The 18,171-nt window shown below is 72.9% G+C and carries 12 protein-coding genes; 7 read left to right on the top strand and 5 right to left on the bottom strand.

The genetic code is table 11. The annotated features are described in order from the left end of the window. Positions 1 to 34 precede the first annotated feature (34 nt). The gene (locus tag ACQEUU_RS26145) at positions 35 to 1,054 is read left to right on the top strand and encodes a polyprenyl synthetase family protein (RefSeq protein WP_433070638.1); all 1,020 of its coding nucleotides are present in this window, start codon (positions 35 to 37) and stop codon (positions 1,052 to 1,054) included. Between the two features lie 51 nt (positions 1,055 to 1,105). On the opposite strand, the gene ACQEUU_RS26140 is transcribed toward ACQEUU_RS26145, so the two are convergent. The 4 genes from ACQEUU_RS26140 to polX form a co-directional block, all read right to left on the bottom strand. Further along, the gene (locus ACQEUU_RS26140) at positions 1,106 to 2,035 is read right to left on the bottom strand and encodes an aldo/keto reductase (RefSeq protein ID WP_433070635.1); all 930 of its coding nucleotides are present in this window, start codon (positions 2,033 to 2,035) and stop codon (positions 1,106 to 1,108) included. A 77-nt stretch (positions 2,036 to 2,112) separates the two neighbouring features. Then, the gene (locus ACQEUU_RS26135; RefSeq protein WP_433070634.1) at positions 2,113 to 3,666 is read right to left on the bottom strand and encodes a WS/DGAT/MGAT family O-acyltransferase; all 1,554 of its coding nucleotides are present in this window, start codon (positions 3,664 to 3,666) and stop codon (positions 2,113 to 2,115) included. 141 nt (positions 3,667 to 3,807) lie between these two features. Further along, positions 3,808 to 4,941 (bottom strand): sulfite oxidase, encoded by a 1,134-nt coding sequence (locus tag ACQEUU_RS26130; protein ID WP_433070631.1) that lies wholly within the window; start codon positions 4,939 to 4,941, stop codon positions 3,808 to 3,810. 265 nt (positions 4,942 to 5,206) lie between these two features. Next, positions 5,207 to 6,889 (bottom strand): DNA polymerase/3'-5' exonuclease PolX, encoded by a 1,683-nt coding sequence (polX, locus tag ACQEUU_RS26125; protein ID WP_433070629.1) that lies wholly within the window; start codon positions 6,887 to 6,889, stop codon positions 5,207 to 5,209. A 772-nt stretch (positions 6,890 to 7,661) separates the two neighbouring features. On the opposite strand from polX, the gene ACQEUU_RS26120 reads away from it, so the two are divergent. The 6 genes from ACQEUU_RS26120 to ACQEUU_RS26095 all read left to right on the top strand — a co-directional run bounded on the left by ACQEUU_RS26120 (position 7,662) and on the right by ACQEUU_RS26095 (position 17,341). Further along, the gene (locus ACQEUU_RS26120; RefSeq protein ID WP_433070627.1) at positions 7,662 to 8,741 is read left to right on the top strand and encodes a sensor histidine kinase; all 1,080 of its coding nucleotides are present in this window, start codon (positions 7,662 to 7,664) and stop codon (positions 8,739 to 8,741) included. A 281-nt stretch (positions 8,742 to 9,022) separates the two neighbouring features. Next, a complete protein-coding gene (lanKC, locus tag ACQEUU_RS26115) occupies positions 9,023 to 11,641 on the top strand; it encodes a class III lanthionine synthetase LanKC (RefSeq protein ID WP_433070624.1) in 2,619 nt (872 codons plus the stop codon). 4 nt (positions 11,642 to 11,645) lie between these two features. Then, positions 11,646 to 11,777: a SapB/AmfS family lanthipeptide gene (locus ACQEUU_RS26110; protein ID WP_270153905.1), complete on the top strand. Its 132-nt coding sequence runs from the start codon at positions 11,646 to 11,648 to the stop codon at positions 11,775 to 11,777. Positions 11,778 to 11,853: 76 nt separating this feature from the next. Next, positions 11,854 to 13,527 (top strand): ABC transporter ATP-binding protein, encoded by a 1,674-nt coding sequence (locus ACQEUU_RS26105; RefSeq protein ID WP_433070620.1) that lies wholly within the window; start codon positions 11,854 to 11,856, stop codon positions 13,525 to 13,527. Beyond that, complete coding sequence (locus ACQEUU_RS26100) at positions 13,524 to 15,368, top strand: ATP-binding cassette domain-containing protein (protein ID WP_433070617.1); 1,845 nt, start codon at positions 13,524 to 13,526, stop codon at positions 15,366 to 15,368. Before ACQEUU_RS26105 ends, ACQEUU_RS26100 begins: the two co-directional genes overlap by 4 nt. Continuing rightward, positions 15,365 to 17,341 (top strand): prolyl oligopeptidase family serine peptidase, encoded by a 1,977-nt coding sequence (locus tag ACQEUU_RS26095; RefSeq protein WP_433070614.1) that lies wholly within the window; start codon positions 15,365 to 15,367, stop codon positions 17,339 to 17,341. The genes ACQEUU_RS26100 and ACQEUU_RS26095 overlap by 4 nt, the downstream gene beginning before the upstream one ends. A 117-nt stretch (positions 17,342 to 17,458) precedes the next feature. On the opposite strand, the gene ACQEUU_RS26090 is transcribed toward ACQEUU_RS26095, so the two are convergent. Then, positions 17,459 to 18,064 carry a response regulator transcription factor gene (locus ACQEUU_RS26090; RefSeq protein ID WP_433070611.1) on the bottom strand — a complete coding sequence of 202 codons (606 nt, stop codon included), beginning with the start codon at positions 18,062 to 18,064 and terminating at the stop codon, positions 17,459 to 17,461. Between the last annotated feature and the right edge of the window lie 107 nt (positions 18,065 to 18,171).

Raw genomic sequence — 18,171 nt, 5'->3', positions numbered from 1 at the left:
GCCTGTAGATTCAAGATCGAGTGGGAGGTGAGCCGTGGATGCCGCCGAGCGGGACATCCGGCCGGCCGATGAGGTGATCGTTCGCTGCCGGCGTCTCTTCGAGCCCGCCCTGCGCGAGGCGGTGTCGGCACTGCATCCGTGGAGCGCCAGGATGGCGTCGTTCACCCTCGGCTGGGCCGACGCCCACGGACGGCCGTACGAGGGCAACGTCGGCAAGAGCGTGCGGCCGGCCATCGCCCTGCTCTGCGCCGAGGCCGCGGGCGCGGACGCCGCGTCGGCGGTGCCGGCGGCCGTCGCGGTCGAGCTGGTGCACGCCTTCTCGCTCGTCCACGACGACATCATCGACCTCGACGAGCGGCGCAGGCACCGCCCGGCCCTGTGGAAGGCGTACGGCACCGGCCCCGCGCTGCTGGCCGGCGACGCGCTCCTGGCGCTCGCCGTCGCCCAGCTCGCCGGCTCCGCCGAAGCCATGCCCTACCTGTCGTCGGCCCTCATGGAACTCGTCCAGGGCCAGACAGCCGACATGGCCTTCGAGGACCGGCCGTGGCGCGGCCCCGGCGCCGTGACCGCCGACGAGTACACCGAGATGACCCTGGGCAAGACCGGCGGCCTGCTCGGCGCCGCCGCGGCCACCGGCGTCATCCTCGGCGGCCGGGCGGAGCTGGCCCCGCGCATGTGGCGGATGGGCCGCGAGCTCGGCGTCGCCTTCCAGCTCGCCGACGACATCCTCGGCATCTGGGGCGACCCCACCGTCACCGGCAAACCCGCCGACAGCGACCTGCGGCGCGGCAAGAAGACCTATCCGGTCCTCGCCGCCCTCGCCACCGACGGCGCCGCCGCCCGCGACCTCGCCGCCCTCCTCGCCGCGGGCGCCGCGGACGACGAGGCGGTACGGCGCGCCGCCCGCCTCGTCGAGGAGGCCGGCGGCCGCGCCGAAGCCGAGGCCCTGGCGGACCACTACCTCTCCTCCGCCCTGGACACCATGGACGCCTGCCTGCCGGACGCCGCCGACCTGCGCGCCCTCTGCGGCTCCCTGATCGACCGCATCCACTGACGGCCCCCGCCCCTGACCCGGTCTCAGCCGGTCTCAGCGGGTCTCAGCGGGTCACGGCCGAGACGCCTCGTCGAGCAGCCGCAGCTCCTCCGGAGTCAGCTCCAGCTCGGCCGCGGCCAGCAGCGGCCCCAGCTGCTCCACGTTGCGCGCGCTGGCGATCGGCGCGGCCACCGTCGGCTGCGCGGCCAGCCATGCCAGCGCCACCGTCGCCTGCTCCGCCTGCCGCTCGGCCGCCACCTTGGCCAGCGCCTCCGACGCCCGGCGCCCGTGCTCCGTCTTCAGATAGTGGGCGGCCGACCCCGCACGTGGGCTGTCGACCGTCGCCCCGCCCGCGTACTTCCCGGTCAGGAACCCCCGCGCCAGCCCCCAGTAGGGCGTGCTGGACAGCCCCTCCCTGGCGACCACGTCCCGCAGCTCTCCCTCGTACGCCCGCTCGACCAGGTTGTACGGCTGCTGCAGCGCCACGTACCGGGGCGACCCGTTCTCGTCGGACACCCTCAGCGCCTCGGCCAGCCGGGCGGGGCCGTGGTTGGACGCGCCGACGTGGCGCACCTTCCCCTCGCCGATCAGCTCGCCGAACGTGCCCAGCGTCTCCTCCAGCGGCGTGTCGCGGTCGTCGACATGCGCCCAGTAGAGATCGATGCGGTCGGTGCGCAACCGGCGCAGCGACGCCTCCAGCGCCGTCCTGATCGTGTCCGGGGCCAGCCCTTTGAGCCCTTCGAGCATGCCGACCTTGGTGGCCAGCACGAGGCGGTCGCGGTTGCCCCGGCTCTCCATCCACTCGCCGATCATCAACTCGGAGGTGGACTCGCCCGTGGCCCAGTACGGATAGACGTCGGCGGTGTCGATGAAGTTGCCGCCCGCCTCGACGTAGGCGTCGAGCACCGCCCAGGACGCTTCCTTGTCGGCGGTCCAGCCGAACACGTTCGTGCCCAGCGCGATGGGGTGGACGGACAGATCTGTGGTGCCTATCGGTCTCATCAGGCCATTATCCGTACGCCGTCACAAGCGCCTCAGGAGGCACCGCCGGAACAGCCTCGCGCCCTCGGCGGCGGCGCTCAGCCCGGCAGGACCTCCGCCGCCTCCCGGTACTCGTCCGGCTTGTCCACCAGCTCGTCCAGCGCCCGCCGCAGGTGGTCCAGCAGACCCCACACGTCGTCCATCCGCTCGGGGCAGGCGACGACGCCGAAGTCGAGCATGCCGTCGTAGGAGAAGCAGGTGATGTTCACGCCGCCGGTCGCGTCGCTGAGCACCGACATCGGGTAGTAGGACAGCACCCGGCTCCCGCACAGGTAGAGCGGGAACTGCGGGCCCGGCACGTTGCTGATGATCAGGTTGACGGGCGGGCAGGCCACCGAGGCCAACCGGAAGATCGCCGGCGTGACGAGGCCGGTGACCGGGGCGGGAAGCAGCGCGCACAGCTCGCCCAGCCAGCTCGTGGGGGCCAGCGCGAAGCGGCGCTTGGCGGCGTTCATCGTCTTGCCGACCAGCCGCAGCCGCTCCTGAGGATCGGCCGTGTCCGTCGGCAGGGGGGCGACCATGGCGGAGATCTGGTTGCCGACGCGCTCCTGCGCGCGGGCCGAGCGCAGCGCCACGGGCACGGCGGCGATCAGCGGCTCGTCGGGCAGCGCGTCGCGCTCCATCAGCCAGGACCGCAGCGCGGTCGTGCACAGCGCCATGACCACGTCGTTGCCGCTCATGCCGTTGGCCCTGGCGACGTTCTTGACGTCCTTCCAGGACACCGACCCGAACGCCAGGTGACGCCGCGGGCTGATCGGCCCGTTGAACGGGGTGCGCGGCGCGGCCAGGCCGGGCAGCGGCGGCCGCTCGCGCGCGTCGCCCACCGCCATCCGGGCGGCCCTGGCGATCAGCCGCGATCCAGGGACGTTCGCGGCCAGCGGGATGGCGTCCAGGTCCCCGGCCGCCCGCATGATGGACCGCAGCGCCCGCGCGGGATGCGTCACCCCGGCGACGGCCGCCCCCGCCAGCATGTCGAACAGCCCCGGCGTCTCCCGCGCCGTCCGGCTCTTCGCGACCTCGGCCCCTCTCTTGGCGGTGGGCAGCTCCCGCACCACCCCGTCGCCCCCGGCCGGCCCGGCGGCCGGCTGGGTCTTGCACGCGACGGCGCGGGGCCCGGCCCCGGGAGCCAGGTCCAGAAGGGCGGCGAGCGTCTCCGCGCCCGAGACGCCGTCGATCGCCGCGTGGTGGACCTTCGTGTAGACGCCGGCCTTCCCGCCGGCCAGCCCGTGGATCAGATGCATCTCCCAGAGCGGGCGCGACCGGTCCAGCCGGCGGGCGTGGATCTTCGCCACCGCCTCCGCCAGCTGCCGCTCGCCGCCGGGCGCGGGCAGCGTCAGCTCGAACAGGTGGTTGTCGATGTCGAACTCCGGGTCGCCGGCCCAGTACGGGCGGTCGAGGCCCAGCGGCACCTCCACCAGCCGCAGCGTGAACGCGGGCGCCAGATGCAGGCGCTCCATCAGGAGCTCGGCGAGCGCCTGACGGCTCAGACGGCCGTCGCTGGCGTCGAGGATCGCCAGGCCCGCCACGTGCGCGGCGGTGGTCGCGGACTCGACGTTGAGGAACTGCGCGTCGAGCGCGGTCAGCTGGCGCATCTGCTCTCCCTTCCCTGGGACGTGGTCAGCATGGCAAGAAGGCATTTCCCTGACGTTTCTGCGCGAGTCTTCCAGATGAATTTCGCGGCCTGCGCAGGCCGTGAGCGATTACCCAGCTCAGCCGAGACGCGTGACATTTCGCTAACCACGCACCCCGTGAATGGGATGGTGCACGACCGCGTCGAAGTGATAACCGGCCGGATGCCAGGCGGTGACGAGCGGCTGCGTGATGCCCGACTCGTCGGTCGCGCGGGCCATGAGCACCTGCGGCCCGCGGTGCTCGGGCACCCACATCACATGCCACGGCAACCATGCCCCGACCAGGTGCTGCCCTCGATGATCGGCGTCGTGCCAGCTCCAGCCGCCGTCGAAGCTGACCTGCACCCGGACGATCCGCCCCCGGCCCGACCATGACCGCCCGCGCAGCACCACCGGCTCGCCGACGGGCAGCCGGGCGTCCCAGGCGAGTTCGAAAGCGCTCTTCACCGGCTGGCGGATCACGCCCCGGTAAAAGACGGTGTTCCACGGCGTGAATGCGGCGGTCGTGCAGACCTCGATTTCGCCGAGCCATTTGATCGACGCGATTCCGGCCCAGCCGGGAACCACCAGCCGGGCCGGAAAGCCATGGTCCGGCAAAAGCGGCTCGCCATTCATCTCGTAGGCCACCAGCACGTCGTCCATGGCTTTCCACACGGGCAGCGGGCGGCGTACCCGCCCGTACCGTTCGAAGGGCGCGTCCAGGCCCGCCGCCACCACGTCCACCGCCTCGTCGCGCACCCCCGCCTCGCCCAGCACCTCGCGCAGCGGCACGCCGCGCCACCGGGCCACCCCGATAGCGCCGAGCCCCCACTGCGTCCCGGGGGCGGCCATGCCCTGCTGGGTCGCGTAGAAGCGCCGGCCGTTGCCCGCGCACTCGATGGCGGCGTCGACGGTGCGGGCCGGCATGCCGAGCAGTTCGTCGTAGCCGAACTCGGTCCGACGCCGCACCCCGTGGCCCGCCACCCGCAGCCGCCACGTCGCCGCGTCGATCAGCGGCGTGAAGGTGTGGTGGCGCACGAAGAACCGGTCGGTGGGCGTGTGGTAGCCCTGACCGGCCATGCTCTCCCACCGCATCTCGGCGTTCCCGCTCCCGGGCGTCCCCGCGCCGCCGGCGGGTGAGCCGAACACGCCCGCCGGAGGATCGCCGCTGTCCCAGCCGTGCTCGGCGTCGGCGGCATGCCGGATGAACAGGTGGGCGGGCAGCGGTTTGACGATCGCGCCCAAGGTCCCCCTCAACCGCCTTCACCTCCCGGATATGTCCCTGCGGGCGTATGAGGGGAGCCCAGATGGATCGTTCCAGCCGGATACCACCGGGACATACCCCGATCACCGGCGGGTGAACGGTTCCAGACAGGGAGAAAATCCGATTTCTGAAGCATCACGACAAGGCGCACCGAAAACCATGACGGAAAAGGCTCCTGCCGCCGCGCCCGGCCGCCGGATGTCACGCAGGCGCGCCGCCCCTTACCCGGAAGCTGACCTGCCCGGGGGCGGGCCGAGGTCAGCGTCCCAGGAACGTCAGCAGCCGATCCAGCGGCCAGGTGTTGATGACGTCGTCGGTCGTCAGCCAGGCCCGCTGCGCGATGCCGACGCCGAACCGCTGGTGCGCCAGGTGGGGGATCGCGTGGGAGTCGCTGTCGATCGAGAACTTGACCCCGTGGTGCTTGGCCAGCCGGACCAGGTCGGACGGCAGGTCGGAGCGGTCGGGGTAGGAGTCGATCTCCATCGCGGTGCCGGTGCGGGCCGCGGCGCGGAAGACGGCGTCCCAGTCGGCGTCGACCATGCCGCGCTTGCCGATCTTGCGGGTGGTCGGGTGGCCGATGATGTCGACGTACGGGTTCTCGCAGGCGGTGATGAAGCGGCGGGTCATCTCGTCGCGGCTCATCGTGAAGTGGGAGTGGACCGAGGCCACGCACACGTCGAAGCCCCGGAGGACCTCGCCCGGCCAGTCGACCGAGCCGTCGGGCGCGATGTTGAGCTCGGTGCCGTGGAGCAGCCGCATGCCGGGGTGGCGCCTCTGCAGCTCGGCCACCCGCCCGCGCTGCTCCAGCGCCTTGTCGAGGGTCATCCGCTGCATCGCCAGGTCGGGCGCGTGGTCGGTGACCGCGTAGTAGGAGTAGCCCCGGGCGGCCCCCGCCGCCGCCATGTCCTCCAGCGAGGCGATGCCGTCGGTGAGGTCGGTGTGGGTGTGCAGGTCGCCGCGCAGGTCGGACAGCTCCACCAGGACGGGCAGCTCGCCGGCCAGCGCCGCCTTCACCTCGCCGCCGTCCTCGCGCATCGGCGGCGGCACGTACTGCATGCCGAGCGCCGTGTAGATCTCCTCCTCCGACTCCGCGGCGATCACGCGCTCGCCCTCGAACAGGCCGTACTCCGAGAGCTTCCAGCCCTTCTTGACCGCCATCTCCCGGATGGCGACGTTGTGCTCCTTGGAGCCGGTGAAGTACTGCATCGCCGCGCCCCACGACTCCGCGGGCACCACGCGCAGGTCGACCTGCATGCCCGAGGTGGTGCGGACGGACGTCTTCTTCTCGCCCGCCGCGATCACCTCGGCGACGTACGGCTGGGCGCGGAACTCCGACATGATCGACTCGGGCGCCACGGCCAGGATGTCGATGTCGCCGATCGTGTCGCGCATCCGGCGCAGCGACCCCGCGTACGCGATGCGCTCGGCCTCCAGGGAGGCCATCACCTGCTCGGCCAGGGCCATGGCGACGCCGATGTGGACCCGGCGGCCGGACTGCTCCAGCTGCTCGACGCCCTTGAGCAGGTTGGCCAGCGTCTTCGGGCCGAGCCCCTTGACCCCGTCGAGCCGGCCGCCGGCGATCGCCTCGCCGAGGGCGTCGGGCGAGTCGATGCCGAACTCCTCGTAGAGCATGATCGCCGTCTTCGGGCCCAGCGTCGGCACCCTGGTCAGCCGCCGCACCCCCTCAGGCACCCGGCCGCGCAGGTCGTCGAGCTGGCGGAAGCTCCCGCGCCGCAGGAACTCCTCCATCTTCTTCGCGATCGCCTCGCCCACCCCGGGCACGCCGCGCACCTCGACCGTGGCGATGTCGTCGGGGAAGCCGGCGATCGCCTTGGCGGCCTTCTGGTAGCTCCGCACCCGGAAGGCGTCGCCGCCGGTCAGCGCGAACAGCTCCGCGTACTCCTGGAGGGCGGCGGCCGCCTCCTCGTTTGCCCGTGCCATGCGCCCAGCTTAGAAGGCGGCACCGACACTTCCCGGCCACCCTCCCTTCCGGCGGCGGCCGCCGTTCGTGCTCATAGGCGACCGTCTTATTCGGCGGGCCGTTATTCCGTGCGCGGGTGCTTCAAAGCTTCACGAAAGAGCTGAGACCTGCCGGGTTCGCTGTCACATATGGGGATGGCTTCCGGTATTCCGGTGGCTATTGCGTGAGAAGTCCCAGCTCATGAAATAGTCCTACCGAATACCGTGTTATCGGTCGACGGCTTCCCGTGGACCCGGGACCATGCCGGGCGCGGGCGCATCATGCGGTCGTACGAAGAATGAGAAGGACGGCCGACTCTCGTCGGCGACAAAGGCCGCTCCCGGTCCCGAACGCCATGCCGGTCGGCGGCGTGCCACCTGATGGACGGGGAGATCGTACATAACACGCGCTCCCGCGGCGGCACGACATACCCGGCATCACCCCGCCCGGCGGGCAGGCCGCGCGGCGGTCCGATCGTCTGTCATTCGAGACAACGCGAGAAACTTTCACCCAATCTGCTGTCGTCCATGACAGGCATCTATACGTCCTAAAATGTGCCGATCACGGTAACGAGGCCGTGTCGAAAGCCTGTCACGTGCTTTACAGAGGCAGAACGATCGGGTCGATTGGAAGGGTGATACGGGCATTAGGCTTTTGCGATGGGACGCGTCCGGCATGACCGAGGCAATTACGGGGGGACGGGTGGACAGAAGAGATAGCTGGTTCGCGCGCCGATCGCGTTCCCTGGCCACGATGCCTTCCTCCCCGCTCATGCTGGGCACTCTCGGCCTGATGGCCGGGGTGCCGGCGTTGACGGTGCCGGTGCACCGAGGGCTGGCGGACACCGGACACCTCCTCGAGGGCTCGGCGGTCCTGCTCGTTCTCCTGGCGGTGCACGCCCGGTTCGTGCTGGGCATACTGACCCGCAAGGGCGTCGGGTGGTGGCTGATCGCGATCCAGGCGTGGCTGACCTACCTGCCGTGGACGTTCGTCGGAACGGCCTGGATCCCGGTGTCGGCGCTGCTGTCCGGGGCCCTGCTGCTGGCGGCCCACCAGATGCGGTCGTTCGCCCTGGCCCTGCTGTCCGTGGCCTGCGGGCCGGTGTTCCTCGCGACCCCCTCAGGGGCGCTGAGCGACGTCGGCTGGGCCGTCACCGCGCCGCTGCTCGGCCTCGTGGAGTTCGCCCTGGTCAGTCTGGCCGGGCAGGCCCATCGCCTGTCGGCCACGCGCAGTGACGTGATCCACCGGGCGGTGGTCCAGGAACGCCGCCGCTTCACCAGGGACCTGCACGACCTGGTGGGCCATCGGCTCACCGTCCTCGTCCTGAAGGCGCAACTCGTCCAGCGGCTCGTGCACGAGCGCGACGAGAAGGCCGAGCAGGAGCTGGACGAGACGCTGGCCCTGCTGCGCGCCCTGGCCTCCGACGTGCGCGCCGTCGCCCACGGCGAGCAGCGTTCCTCGCTGGAGAACGAGCTGAGCTCGGCGCGGGCCCTGCTGGAGTCGGTGGGGATCCGCTGCCAGATGCGGGTCTCGTGCCGCGACCTGTCACGCGAGGTGGGCGAGGCGCTCACCCACGCGCTGCGCGAGGGCGTGACGAACGTCCTGCGGCACGCCACCGCCCGCGAGTGCGCGATCCAGCTGCTCGAACAGGACCGGCTCGTGAGCCTGTCGATCAGGAACGACGGAGTCCTCCAGCCGTACCACCCGAAGGACGGCGGGCAAGGGCTGATCAACCTGACCGAACGCATCGCGGTGCTCGGCGGCGCGCTGGAGACGACGACCTTACGCGGCGGCAGCTTCCTCTTCCAGATCCGCATCCCGCGCAGCAACTGACGGCGCGCCACAGGCGCGGCGGGGCCTGGACGACGCCTCGCCGGCCGGACGCGACCCGTGCCCGGAGGCCGGCGTGACGAGCGCCGCCCCGCTTCTTCCGCCTGGTCACAGGGCTCTTCGGGCTCGACCGGGAAATGACCGTGCCGTTCTACCGAAACCATTTGTGCGAAACGCACATAGGGCAGTGTGTTCGACACCCCGTAGTGGTGTCCCGTGTTATCTGGACTAAATATCGGCGCGCCGCCATTCTTCTTGCGTAGACCTCTTCGGGAAGGCGCGTGATGGACCAGTATGAGCTGTACTGCCTCGCGGATCGTCATTTTTATGACACGCTTGAGCACAGCACGGCCGCCGATGCTGGTTTCTCCATTCTGCACCGCCCGGCGCCGGCCGGCTGGTCGTCCGAGATCACCGAGACCTGGTGTTACTACGCTCCCAACAGTGAGCCGCCGATGCCGGCGCAGGGATGGAAGATTCACGTTTCCGCCCGGCTCGACGACGCCGAGAAGGCGATTTCCGCGGTCTATGACTACTGCATTCCCCGGATGATCCCTTTCAAGTTCCTGCGGGGCCCGGCAGTTCTGGTCATGGTGAATTCCAAGGCCGCCTCGCGCGCTTCCAGCGGTAAATTGATCACGATCTACCCGAGGGACGAGGCGCAGCTCGAACTCGTCCTGAAAGAACTGGACGAACTGCTGCGCGACGTCCGGGGCCCCTACATCCTCAGCGACCTGCGCTACGGCGAGGGACCGCTGTTCGTCAGGTACGGCGGTTTCGCGGAGCGGCACTGCCTGTCCGGCGGCGAGCGGGTGCTGGCCGTCGAGGACGGCGACGGAACGCTCGTCCCCGACGTGCGCGGCGCCATCTTCTCCGTGCCGCCGTGGACGACGCTGCCGGAGTTCCTCAAGCCGCACCTGGCCGCGCGCAACGCCGTCACCATGAGCGACCTGCCGTACGAGATCGACAGGGTGCTGCACTTCTCCAACGGCGGAGGCGTCTACCTCGCCCGGCACCTGCACACCGGCGACCAGGTGGTGCTGAAGGAGGCGAGGCCGCACGCCGGCCTCGACGCGCTCGGCCGGGACGCGGTGACGCGGCTGGCGCACGAGCGCGCCATCCTGGAGCGCCTGGCCGGCCTCGGCGTGGCGCCGCAGCTGCGCGACCACTTCACGGTCGGCGAGCACCACTTCCTCGTGCAGGAGTTCGTCGACGGCACCCCGCTGCAGCGGCGCCTGGTGCACCGCTACCCGCTCACCCGCGCGACCTGCGACGCCGACGACCTGGCCGCCTACACGCGCTGGGCGCTCGACACCCTCGACCAGGTGGAGGCGGCCATCGAGGCGCTGCACGAGCGCGGCGTCGTCTTCGGCGACCTGCACCCGGACAACATCCTGCTGACCGAGGACGGGCGCGTGGTGCTCATCGACTACGAGGTCGCCACGCTGACCGACGACGGGGCACGGGCCGCGCTGGCCCACCCGGCGTTCGTGGCGCCGCCCGACCGGCAGGGGGCCGACGTCGACAGGTACGCGATGGCGTGCCTGCGGCTGGGCCTGTTCGCGCCGCAGTGCACGATCATGCTCCCGCTCTCCCCGGCGAAGGTCGCGCAGCTCGGCGAGCTGGTCGCGGAGACGTTCCCGGGCACGGGCGACATGGCCAGGACGGCCGCCGCCACCATCATGGGCCGCGCCCCGTCCGAGCCCGTCTCGACCGACGGCAAGCGGGCCGACGGCGGGCGGACGCGGGCGGAGGACCCGCCGATGCCCGGCTCCGCGCCCTGGCCGCGGCTGCGGGACGCGCTCCGCCGCGCCATCACGGCCGCGGCGACACCGGATCGCGACGACCGGCTGTTCCCCGGCGACGTGGCGCAGTTCCGCCCCGGCGGCGGACTGAACCTCGCCCACGGCGCGGCCGGCGTCCTGTACGCGCTGGCGGTCACCGGCGCCGGACGCTTCCCCGAGTACGACGACTGGCTCCGGGAGCGGGCACGGCGTCCGATCCCCGGATCGGGCCTCGGCCTGTACGACGGGCTGCACGGCATCGCCTACGTGCTGGACCGGCTCGGCTACCGCCAGGACGCGCTGGACGTGGTGGACATCTGCCTGCGCGAGAAGTGGGAAGGGCTGGAGTCCGCGCTCCACACCGGACTGGCCGGGATCGGGCTGAACCTGCTGCACCTCGGCGAGCCCGAGCTCACCAAGGCCGGCCTGCGCGCGGTCGACATCTGCGCCGACCGGCTCGGCGGTCCCGACGACGTTCCTGAGGTCAGCGGCGGCACCAACCCGCGGGCCGGGCTCATGTACGGCTCAAGCGGCCCCGCCCTGCTCTTCCTGCACGCGTACGAGCACACCGGCGACCCGTCGCTGCTCGACCTGGCGCGGACCGCGATCCAGCAGGACCTGCGCAGGTGCCGGGAGGCCCAGGACGGCTCGCTCCAGGTGAACCAGGGCTGGCGGCTGCTGCCGTACGTGGACGAGGGCTCCGCCGGCATCGCGCTGGTGCTCGCCCGCTATCTGTCCCACCGCGACGACCCGGCGCTCGCCGCCGCGCTCGCGGACCTGCTCAAGGCGGCCCGCTCCGGTTTCTTCGTGCAGCCGGGCCTGTTCACCGGCCGCGCCGGCATCATCGCCGCGCTGGCCGGGGTGCCGGCGGAGCCGGACACCGCTGCGGTGCTGGAAGCCCACGTCAAGGGGCTGCGCTGGCACGCGTTGCCGTACGGAGGTGGCCTGGCCTTCCCGGGCGACCAGCTGCTACGGCTCTCCATGGATTTCTCGACTGGTTCGGCAGGTGTCCTGTTCGCCCTGCACACGGTTCTGGGCGATGAGCCTGGACACCTGCCGTTCCTCGAGGCCGCATCCGCAGTGCGGCCTGCCACCCACGACCTTCAGAAGGAGGTGTAAGACCATGGTACTCCTCGACCTTCAGGGCCTCGAGACCCCGGCCAGCAGCGACGTCGCGAGCGGCGGCAGCACGCTCACGGTGCTCGGATGCAACTCCGGCAAGCCCAGCAACCTCAGTGTCGCGCTCTGCCACTGATCCGTAGTACCGATCCCCGCGCCGCCCCACGAGGACGGCGCGGGGATCTCAAACTTTGACCCGAGGAGGCCCCGGGGTGCTCGCCGGAGACCGGCTGGTCACGCAAGCGGTACGGCGCAACGGGCCGTGGACCGCGCTCCTGGTGGCCACCGCCGTCGGAGGCGCCGCCGCAGAGCTGGCCCTGCCGTACGTGGCGGGCCGGACCGTCGACGCGTTCGTCGCGGCCGACCCCGCGGCCGTCCGGTGGCTGACCGGCTGCGCGGCGATCGTCGCCTGCGTGATGCTCTGCGAGAGCCTCGGCGTCTGGGCCGCGGGCGCGAGCGGAGCCTGCGCCGCCGCCCGGCTGCGTCTCGGCGTGCTGCGCCACGTGCTCGGCGCCGGCCCCGCCGTCACCCGCCGCTTTCCCGAGGGTGAGATCGTCACCCGCGCCGGGCTCAACACCGAAGAGGTCGGGCGGGCCCCCGAGTCGGTGACCGGGGCGCTCGCGCTGCTGGTGCCCACCGTCGGCGCGCTGGTGGCGCTGACCCTCATCGCGCCCGTGCTCACCCTGACCCTGTTCGTCGGCATCGTCCTCATCCTGCTCGTACTGAAGACGTTCCTGCGCTCCACCACCACGATCGCGGGCGGCTACCAGGAGGCGCAGGGCGAACTGGCCGCCGGCCTCGTCGAGGCGCTCGACGGGGCGCGCACCATCGCCGCCGCCGGGACCGCCGCGCGCGAGGCCCGGCGGGTGCTGCGGCCGCTGCCCCGGCTGCGGCGGCACGGCCTGCTGCTGTGGCGCGCCAACGCCACGGCGGGGGTGCGCGCCGGCCTCGTGGTGCCGCTGGTCGAGGTGGCCGTGCTGGCGGTCGGCGGTTTCATGCTCGCCGCCGGCGACCTCACCGTGGGCGAGTTGTACGCGGCCGCCAGGTACGCGGTCCTGGGAGCCGCGCTGAGCGGCGCCCTCGGTTTCGTCGGCGGCCTGGCCAGGGCGCGCTCGGCGGCCGGGCGGGTGGCCGAGGTGCTCGCCGTGCCCCGGCCCCGCCACGGCACCCGGGCCCTGCCGCCGGGGACGGGCACCGTGGAGTTCCGCGACGTGACCGGCGCCGAGCTGCGCGTGCCCGAACTGGTGGTCCCCGGCGGCTCGGTCACGGCCGTCGTCGGGCGGTCCGGGTCCGGCAAGTCGCTGCTCGCGGCGTTCGCCGCCCGGCTGGCCGACCCCGACAGCGGCACGGTCCTGCTCGACGGGGTCCCGCTGCCCGAACTGACCCGTGACGAGCTGAGACGCGCCGTCGGCTACGCCTTCGAACGTCCCGTCCTGGTCGGCGACACGATCGCCGACGTCATAGCGCTCGGCCGCGCCGCCCCCGGCGACGCGGAGCTCGACGCCGTCACGAGGGCGGCGCGCGCCGACGGGTTCGTCGAGCGGCTGCCGCGCGGGTACGCCACCCCGACCGCGGACGCGCCGCTGTCCGGCGGCGAACGCCAGCGGCTCGGCCTGGCCCGCGCCTTCGCCCAGGGGGAACGTCTGCTGGTACTCGACGACGCCACCTCGAGCCTCGACACCGTGACCGAACGCGAGGTGGGCCGCGCCCTCACCACCGCCAACGGCGGCCGTACCCGGCTGGTCGTCGCGCACCGCCTCGCCACGGCCGCCGGCGCCGACCAGGTCATCTGGCTGGAGGACGGCGCCGTACGCGGCCGGGGGCCGCACCGCGAGCTGTGGCGCGACCCCGCCTACCGGGCGGTCTTCCAGGGAGAGCGGCCATGAGGGCACTGCTGTGGCGCGCGCTGCGCCGGGAGCCGGGTCAGCTGGTACGGATCTGCCTGTGGTCGCTGGTGGAGGCGGCCCCCGCCTTCCTCATCGGCCTGGCCGTCGCCCGCGCCATCGAGGACGGCTTCGCCGCCGCCCGGCTGGACGTCGGGCTGGCCTGGCTGGCGGCACTCGGCCTGGCGTGGGTGCTGGCCGCGGTGGCCGCCCGCCAGATCGTCCTCGCGGTGGCGGCCATCGCGGAGCCGTTCCGCGACGACCTGCTCACCCACGTCGTCAGCGGCGCGCTCCGCCGCGCCGCGGCCACGCCCGGCGCCGCCCAGGACAGCGCCGCCGTCACCCGGGCCGGCCTCCAGGTCGAGCTGGCCAGGGACGCCTTCGCCGCCGTCGTCACCACCGTGCGGGGCTTCGCCTTCACCGTGGTGAGCGTGGTCCTGGGCCTGCTGACGCTCGCGCCGGGGGCGGCGCTGCTGGTGCTGCCGCCGTTCGCGGCGGGGCTGGTGCTGTTCCTGGCGTCGCTGCCGCTCCTGACCCGGCGGCAGCGGGAGTTCCTGCTGGCCGACGAGCGGCTCGCCGAGGAGATGACCGCCATGGCGGGCGGGCTGCGCGACATCGTCGCCTGCGGCGCGGAGGAGCGCCAGGGCGCCCGGATGGCCGCCCACGTCGAGGCCCAGGCGTCCGCCGCGCACGCCCTGGCCAGGGCGACCGCCGTCCGCACGGCCGCGCTGGGCGTCGGCGGCTGGCTGCCCGTGGTGCTGGTCCTCGCCGGCACGCCGTGGCTGCTGAGCGGCGGAGCGGGCGCCGGGGTCGTCGTCGGCGCGCTGGCGTACGTCACCCAGTCGCTGGCGCCGGCCCTCGGCGGGCTCGTGCAGGGACTCGGGGTGAGCGGGATCCAGCTCGCCGCGTCACTGGACCGGATCACCGCCGCCGCGCAGCCGCCGCCGCCGCGTCCCACCCGCCTGCGGCCCGCGTCCGCCGAGGTGCGGCTGCGCGAGGTCACCTTCGCGTACGGCCCGCACTCCGCCCCCGTCGTCGACGGCCTCTCGCTGCACGTCCCCGAGGGCGAGCATCTGGCCGTCGTCGGGCCGAGCGGGGCGGGGAAGTCCACGCTGGCCTCCCTGATCAGCGGGCTGCTGCGCCCGGACGCGGGGGAGGTGCTGGTCGGCGGCGTCCCGGCGGCCCGCGCCGAGCCCGCCGCCAGGGTGCTCATCCCGCAGGAGGCGTACGTCTTCCGCGGCACCCTGCGCGAGAACCTCGCCTACCTCAGCACCCCGCCGGACCCCGACGCCAACCACGACGCGAACCCCGACGCCAACCACGACGCGAACCCCGACGCCAACCACGACGCGGGGGACGCCGCACGGCCGGAAGGTCGCGAGGAGGACGCCCGGCCGGGCGGCGACGTGGACGACGGTGAGGCGGGCGGCGCCGGGCCGGGGGCGGCCGAGCTGGACGCGGCCGTGCGCGCCCTGGGGGCGGCCGACCTGGTGGCGGCCGTGGGCGGCTACGACGCCCGCCTCGACCCCGGCGCGCTGTCGGCGGGGCAGCGGCAGCTCGTCGCGCTGGTGCGCGCCTATCTGTCACCCGCCCGCCTGATCATCCTGGACGAGGCCACCTGTCACCTCGATCCCGCCGCCGAGGCCCGGGTCGAGCACGCGTTCGCCGCCCGCGGCGGCACGCTGGTCGTCGTCGCCCACCGGATCACCTCGGCCCGGCGGGCCGGCCGCGTCCTGCTCATGGACGGCGGCCGGGTCCAGGCCGGGACCCACGACGAGCTCGTCCACACCTCATCCCTGTACGCCGACCTGGTCGGCCACTGGCAACCGGAGCCCGTGTCATGAGATACCCAGCGGCCACGCGACTGCCCCTCGTCGAGAACCTGCACGGCCACCAGGTCACCGACCCCTACCGCTGGCTGGAGGATCCCGACGATCCCGCGACCTGGGCCTGGCAGGTCGCCCAGGACCGGCTGTGGGGCGAGTGGGCCGCCCGGCTCCCGCTGCGTGAACGGTTCACCGACCGCCTGGCCGAGCTGGCCGTCACGGGAATGGTCAGCCCGCCGGTGTGGCGGGGTGAGCGCCGCTTCCACCTGTCCCGGTCCGCCGGGCAGGAGCATCCGGTGCTCTGCCTCGACGACGAGGTGATCCTCGATCCGATGCGGCTGGACCCCAGCGGCCTGACGACGCTCGACGACTGGGAGCCCGACCCGGACGGGCGGCGGCTCGCCTACCAGGTGTCCAGGCGCGGCGACGAGCGGGCCGACCTGTACGTCATGGACCTCGGCACCGGCCAGGTGATCGACGGCCCGGTGGGCGGCTGCCGCTACTCCCCGGTCGCCTGGCTGCCCGGCGAGGCGGCTTTCCTGTACGTTCGCTTCCGTCAGGGCGTCTACCTGCACCGCCTCGGGCAGCCGGACGACATCGAGGTCTTCACGCGTGGCGCGGTGCCGTACGGGCTGCGGATCGACGACGGGCGCTGGCTGACGATCTCCACGGGCGCCAGGGCGGGGAACGACGTCTGGCTGGCCGACCTGTCCGCCTGCTCGGCGCGCCGGCCCGAGCTGCGCGTCGTGCAGGAAGGGCTGGAGGCGAACACGGCCGTGGCCGTCGGCCACGACGGGCGGCTCTACCTGCTGACCGACCACGGGGCGCCCCGGCGCAGGCTGTGCGTGGCCGACCCGGCCGCCCCCGGCGACTGGAAGGAGCTGATCCCCGAGGATCCCGAGGCGGTGCTCGGCGCCTTCACCGTCCTCGGCGGCGACCGGCTCCTGGTCGTCAGGACCCGCCACGCCGTCGGCGAGATCGGCGTGCACGACGCGGCCGGCGGCGCGCTGCTGGGATCCGTACCCCTACCGGGCAACGGAACCGTCACGTCGCTGACGTCCCGGCCGGACGGCGGCCACGAGGCGTGGTTCGGCTACACCGACGCCGTGACCCCCGCCGAGGTGTGGCACTACGACGCGCGCGCGGACCGGGCGGTCAGGTGGGCGGCGGCGCCGGGTCACGTGCCGCTGCCGGGGGTGGAGAGCCACCACGTGGAGTACCGCTCCGCCGACGGCACGCTCGTGCGCATGGTGATCTCCGCGCTTCCCGGACGGAAGGGCCCCAGACCGGCGATCCTGACCGGTTACGGCGGGTTCGGCATGACGCTGACGCCCGGGTACGCCGCCGACTCCCGCGCCTGGGTGGAGGCCGGCGGGGTGCTGGCGATCGCCGGGCTGCGCGGCGGCGGCGAGGAGGGGGAGACCTGGCACCGCGACGGCATGCTGGACCGCAAGCAGAACGTCTTCGACGACTTCGTCGCCGCGGCGGAGCGGCTGATCGCCGACGGGTGGACGACGCCCGAGCGGCTGGCCGTCTGGGGCGAGTCCAACGGCGGTCTGCTCGTGGGCGCGGCCATGACCCAGCGGCCAGACCTGTTCGCCGCGGTCGTCTGCTCGGCGGGCCTGCTCGACATGGTCCGGTACGAACGCTCCGGCCTCGGCGCCTCCTGGACGGCCGAGTACGGCTCCGCCGACGACCCCGAGCAGTTGCCCTGGCTGCTCGCCTACTCGCCCTACCACCACGTCCGCGACGGGGTGGACTACCCCGCGACGCTGTTCACCGTCTCGGGGGGCGACTCCCGGGTCGATCCGCTGCACGCCCGCAAGATGTGCGCGGCCCTGCAGCACGCCACCTCGGGGGACCGGCCGATCCTGCTGCGGCACGAGCCCGACGTGGGGCACGGCGCCCGCGCGGCCAGCCGTTCCATCACGCTCGCCGCCGACGTCCTGGCCTTCGTGGCCGACCGGACCGGCCTGACCGAACCAGGCTGACCGAACCCGGCTGACCGAACCGGGCTGACCGACACCGGCCCGCCCGGACCGGGGCGCTCACAGCCGGAACCTGAACCGCCGCCCAGGACGACCGGGCGGCGGTTCAGTTCAGGCGGTTCAGATCCAGCCCGACTCCCGGGCGATGCGGATGGCGTCGATGCGGCTGCGCGCGCCGAGCTTGGCCGTGCTGCGATGGAGGTAGTTGCGGACCGTTCCCTTGGACAGGAACAGCGAGGCCGCAATCTCCGACACGGACGCCCCCTCGGCGGCGGCGCCGATCACGTCGAGTTCGCGCGCGGTCAGGGGCGCGTCGGGAGAGGACATCGCGGCGATGGCGATCTCCGAGTCGATGACGCGCTCACCGCAGGCGACCCGGCGGATCGCGTCCGCCAGTTGGCCGGGCTGCGCGTCCTTGGCCATGAAGCCCCGCACGTGCGCGTCCAGCGCCCGCCGCAGCAGCCCCGGCGTGCCGACGCCGGTGAGGATCAGGACCCCGCAATCGGGAAGCGTCTCGTGCAACTCGCCCGCGGCCACCAGGCCGTCCTTGCCGGGTAACCCGACGTCGATCACCGCGACGTCCGGCTGGACGTCGCAGGCGGTGGTCACGACGCGATCACCGCGGTCCACCTCCGCGACGACCTCGATGTCCTCCTCGTACGCCAGCAAAGCCACGAGTGCCCCGCGCACCAGATGCATGTCCTCAGCGAGCAGAGTTCGGATCACGGTTGTCCTTGTGGTCAGCCAGCAAATCCACGGGTCCTGACGCTTGGCAGCGGTGGGGCCCGCTGCTCACCGCCTGAACCTGCCCCGTCACAGAGGAAGTATGCCGA

The organism is Nonomuraea sp. CA-218870, from assembly GCF_050936535.1.
Taxonomy (GTDB): Bacteria; Actinomycetota; Actinomycetes; order Streptosporangiales; family Streptosporangiaceae; genus Nonomuraea; species Nonomuraea corallina.
This window is presented reverse-complemented; position numbering and strand designations above follow the sequence as displayed.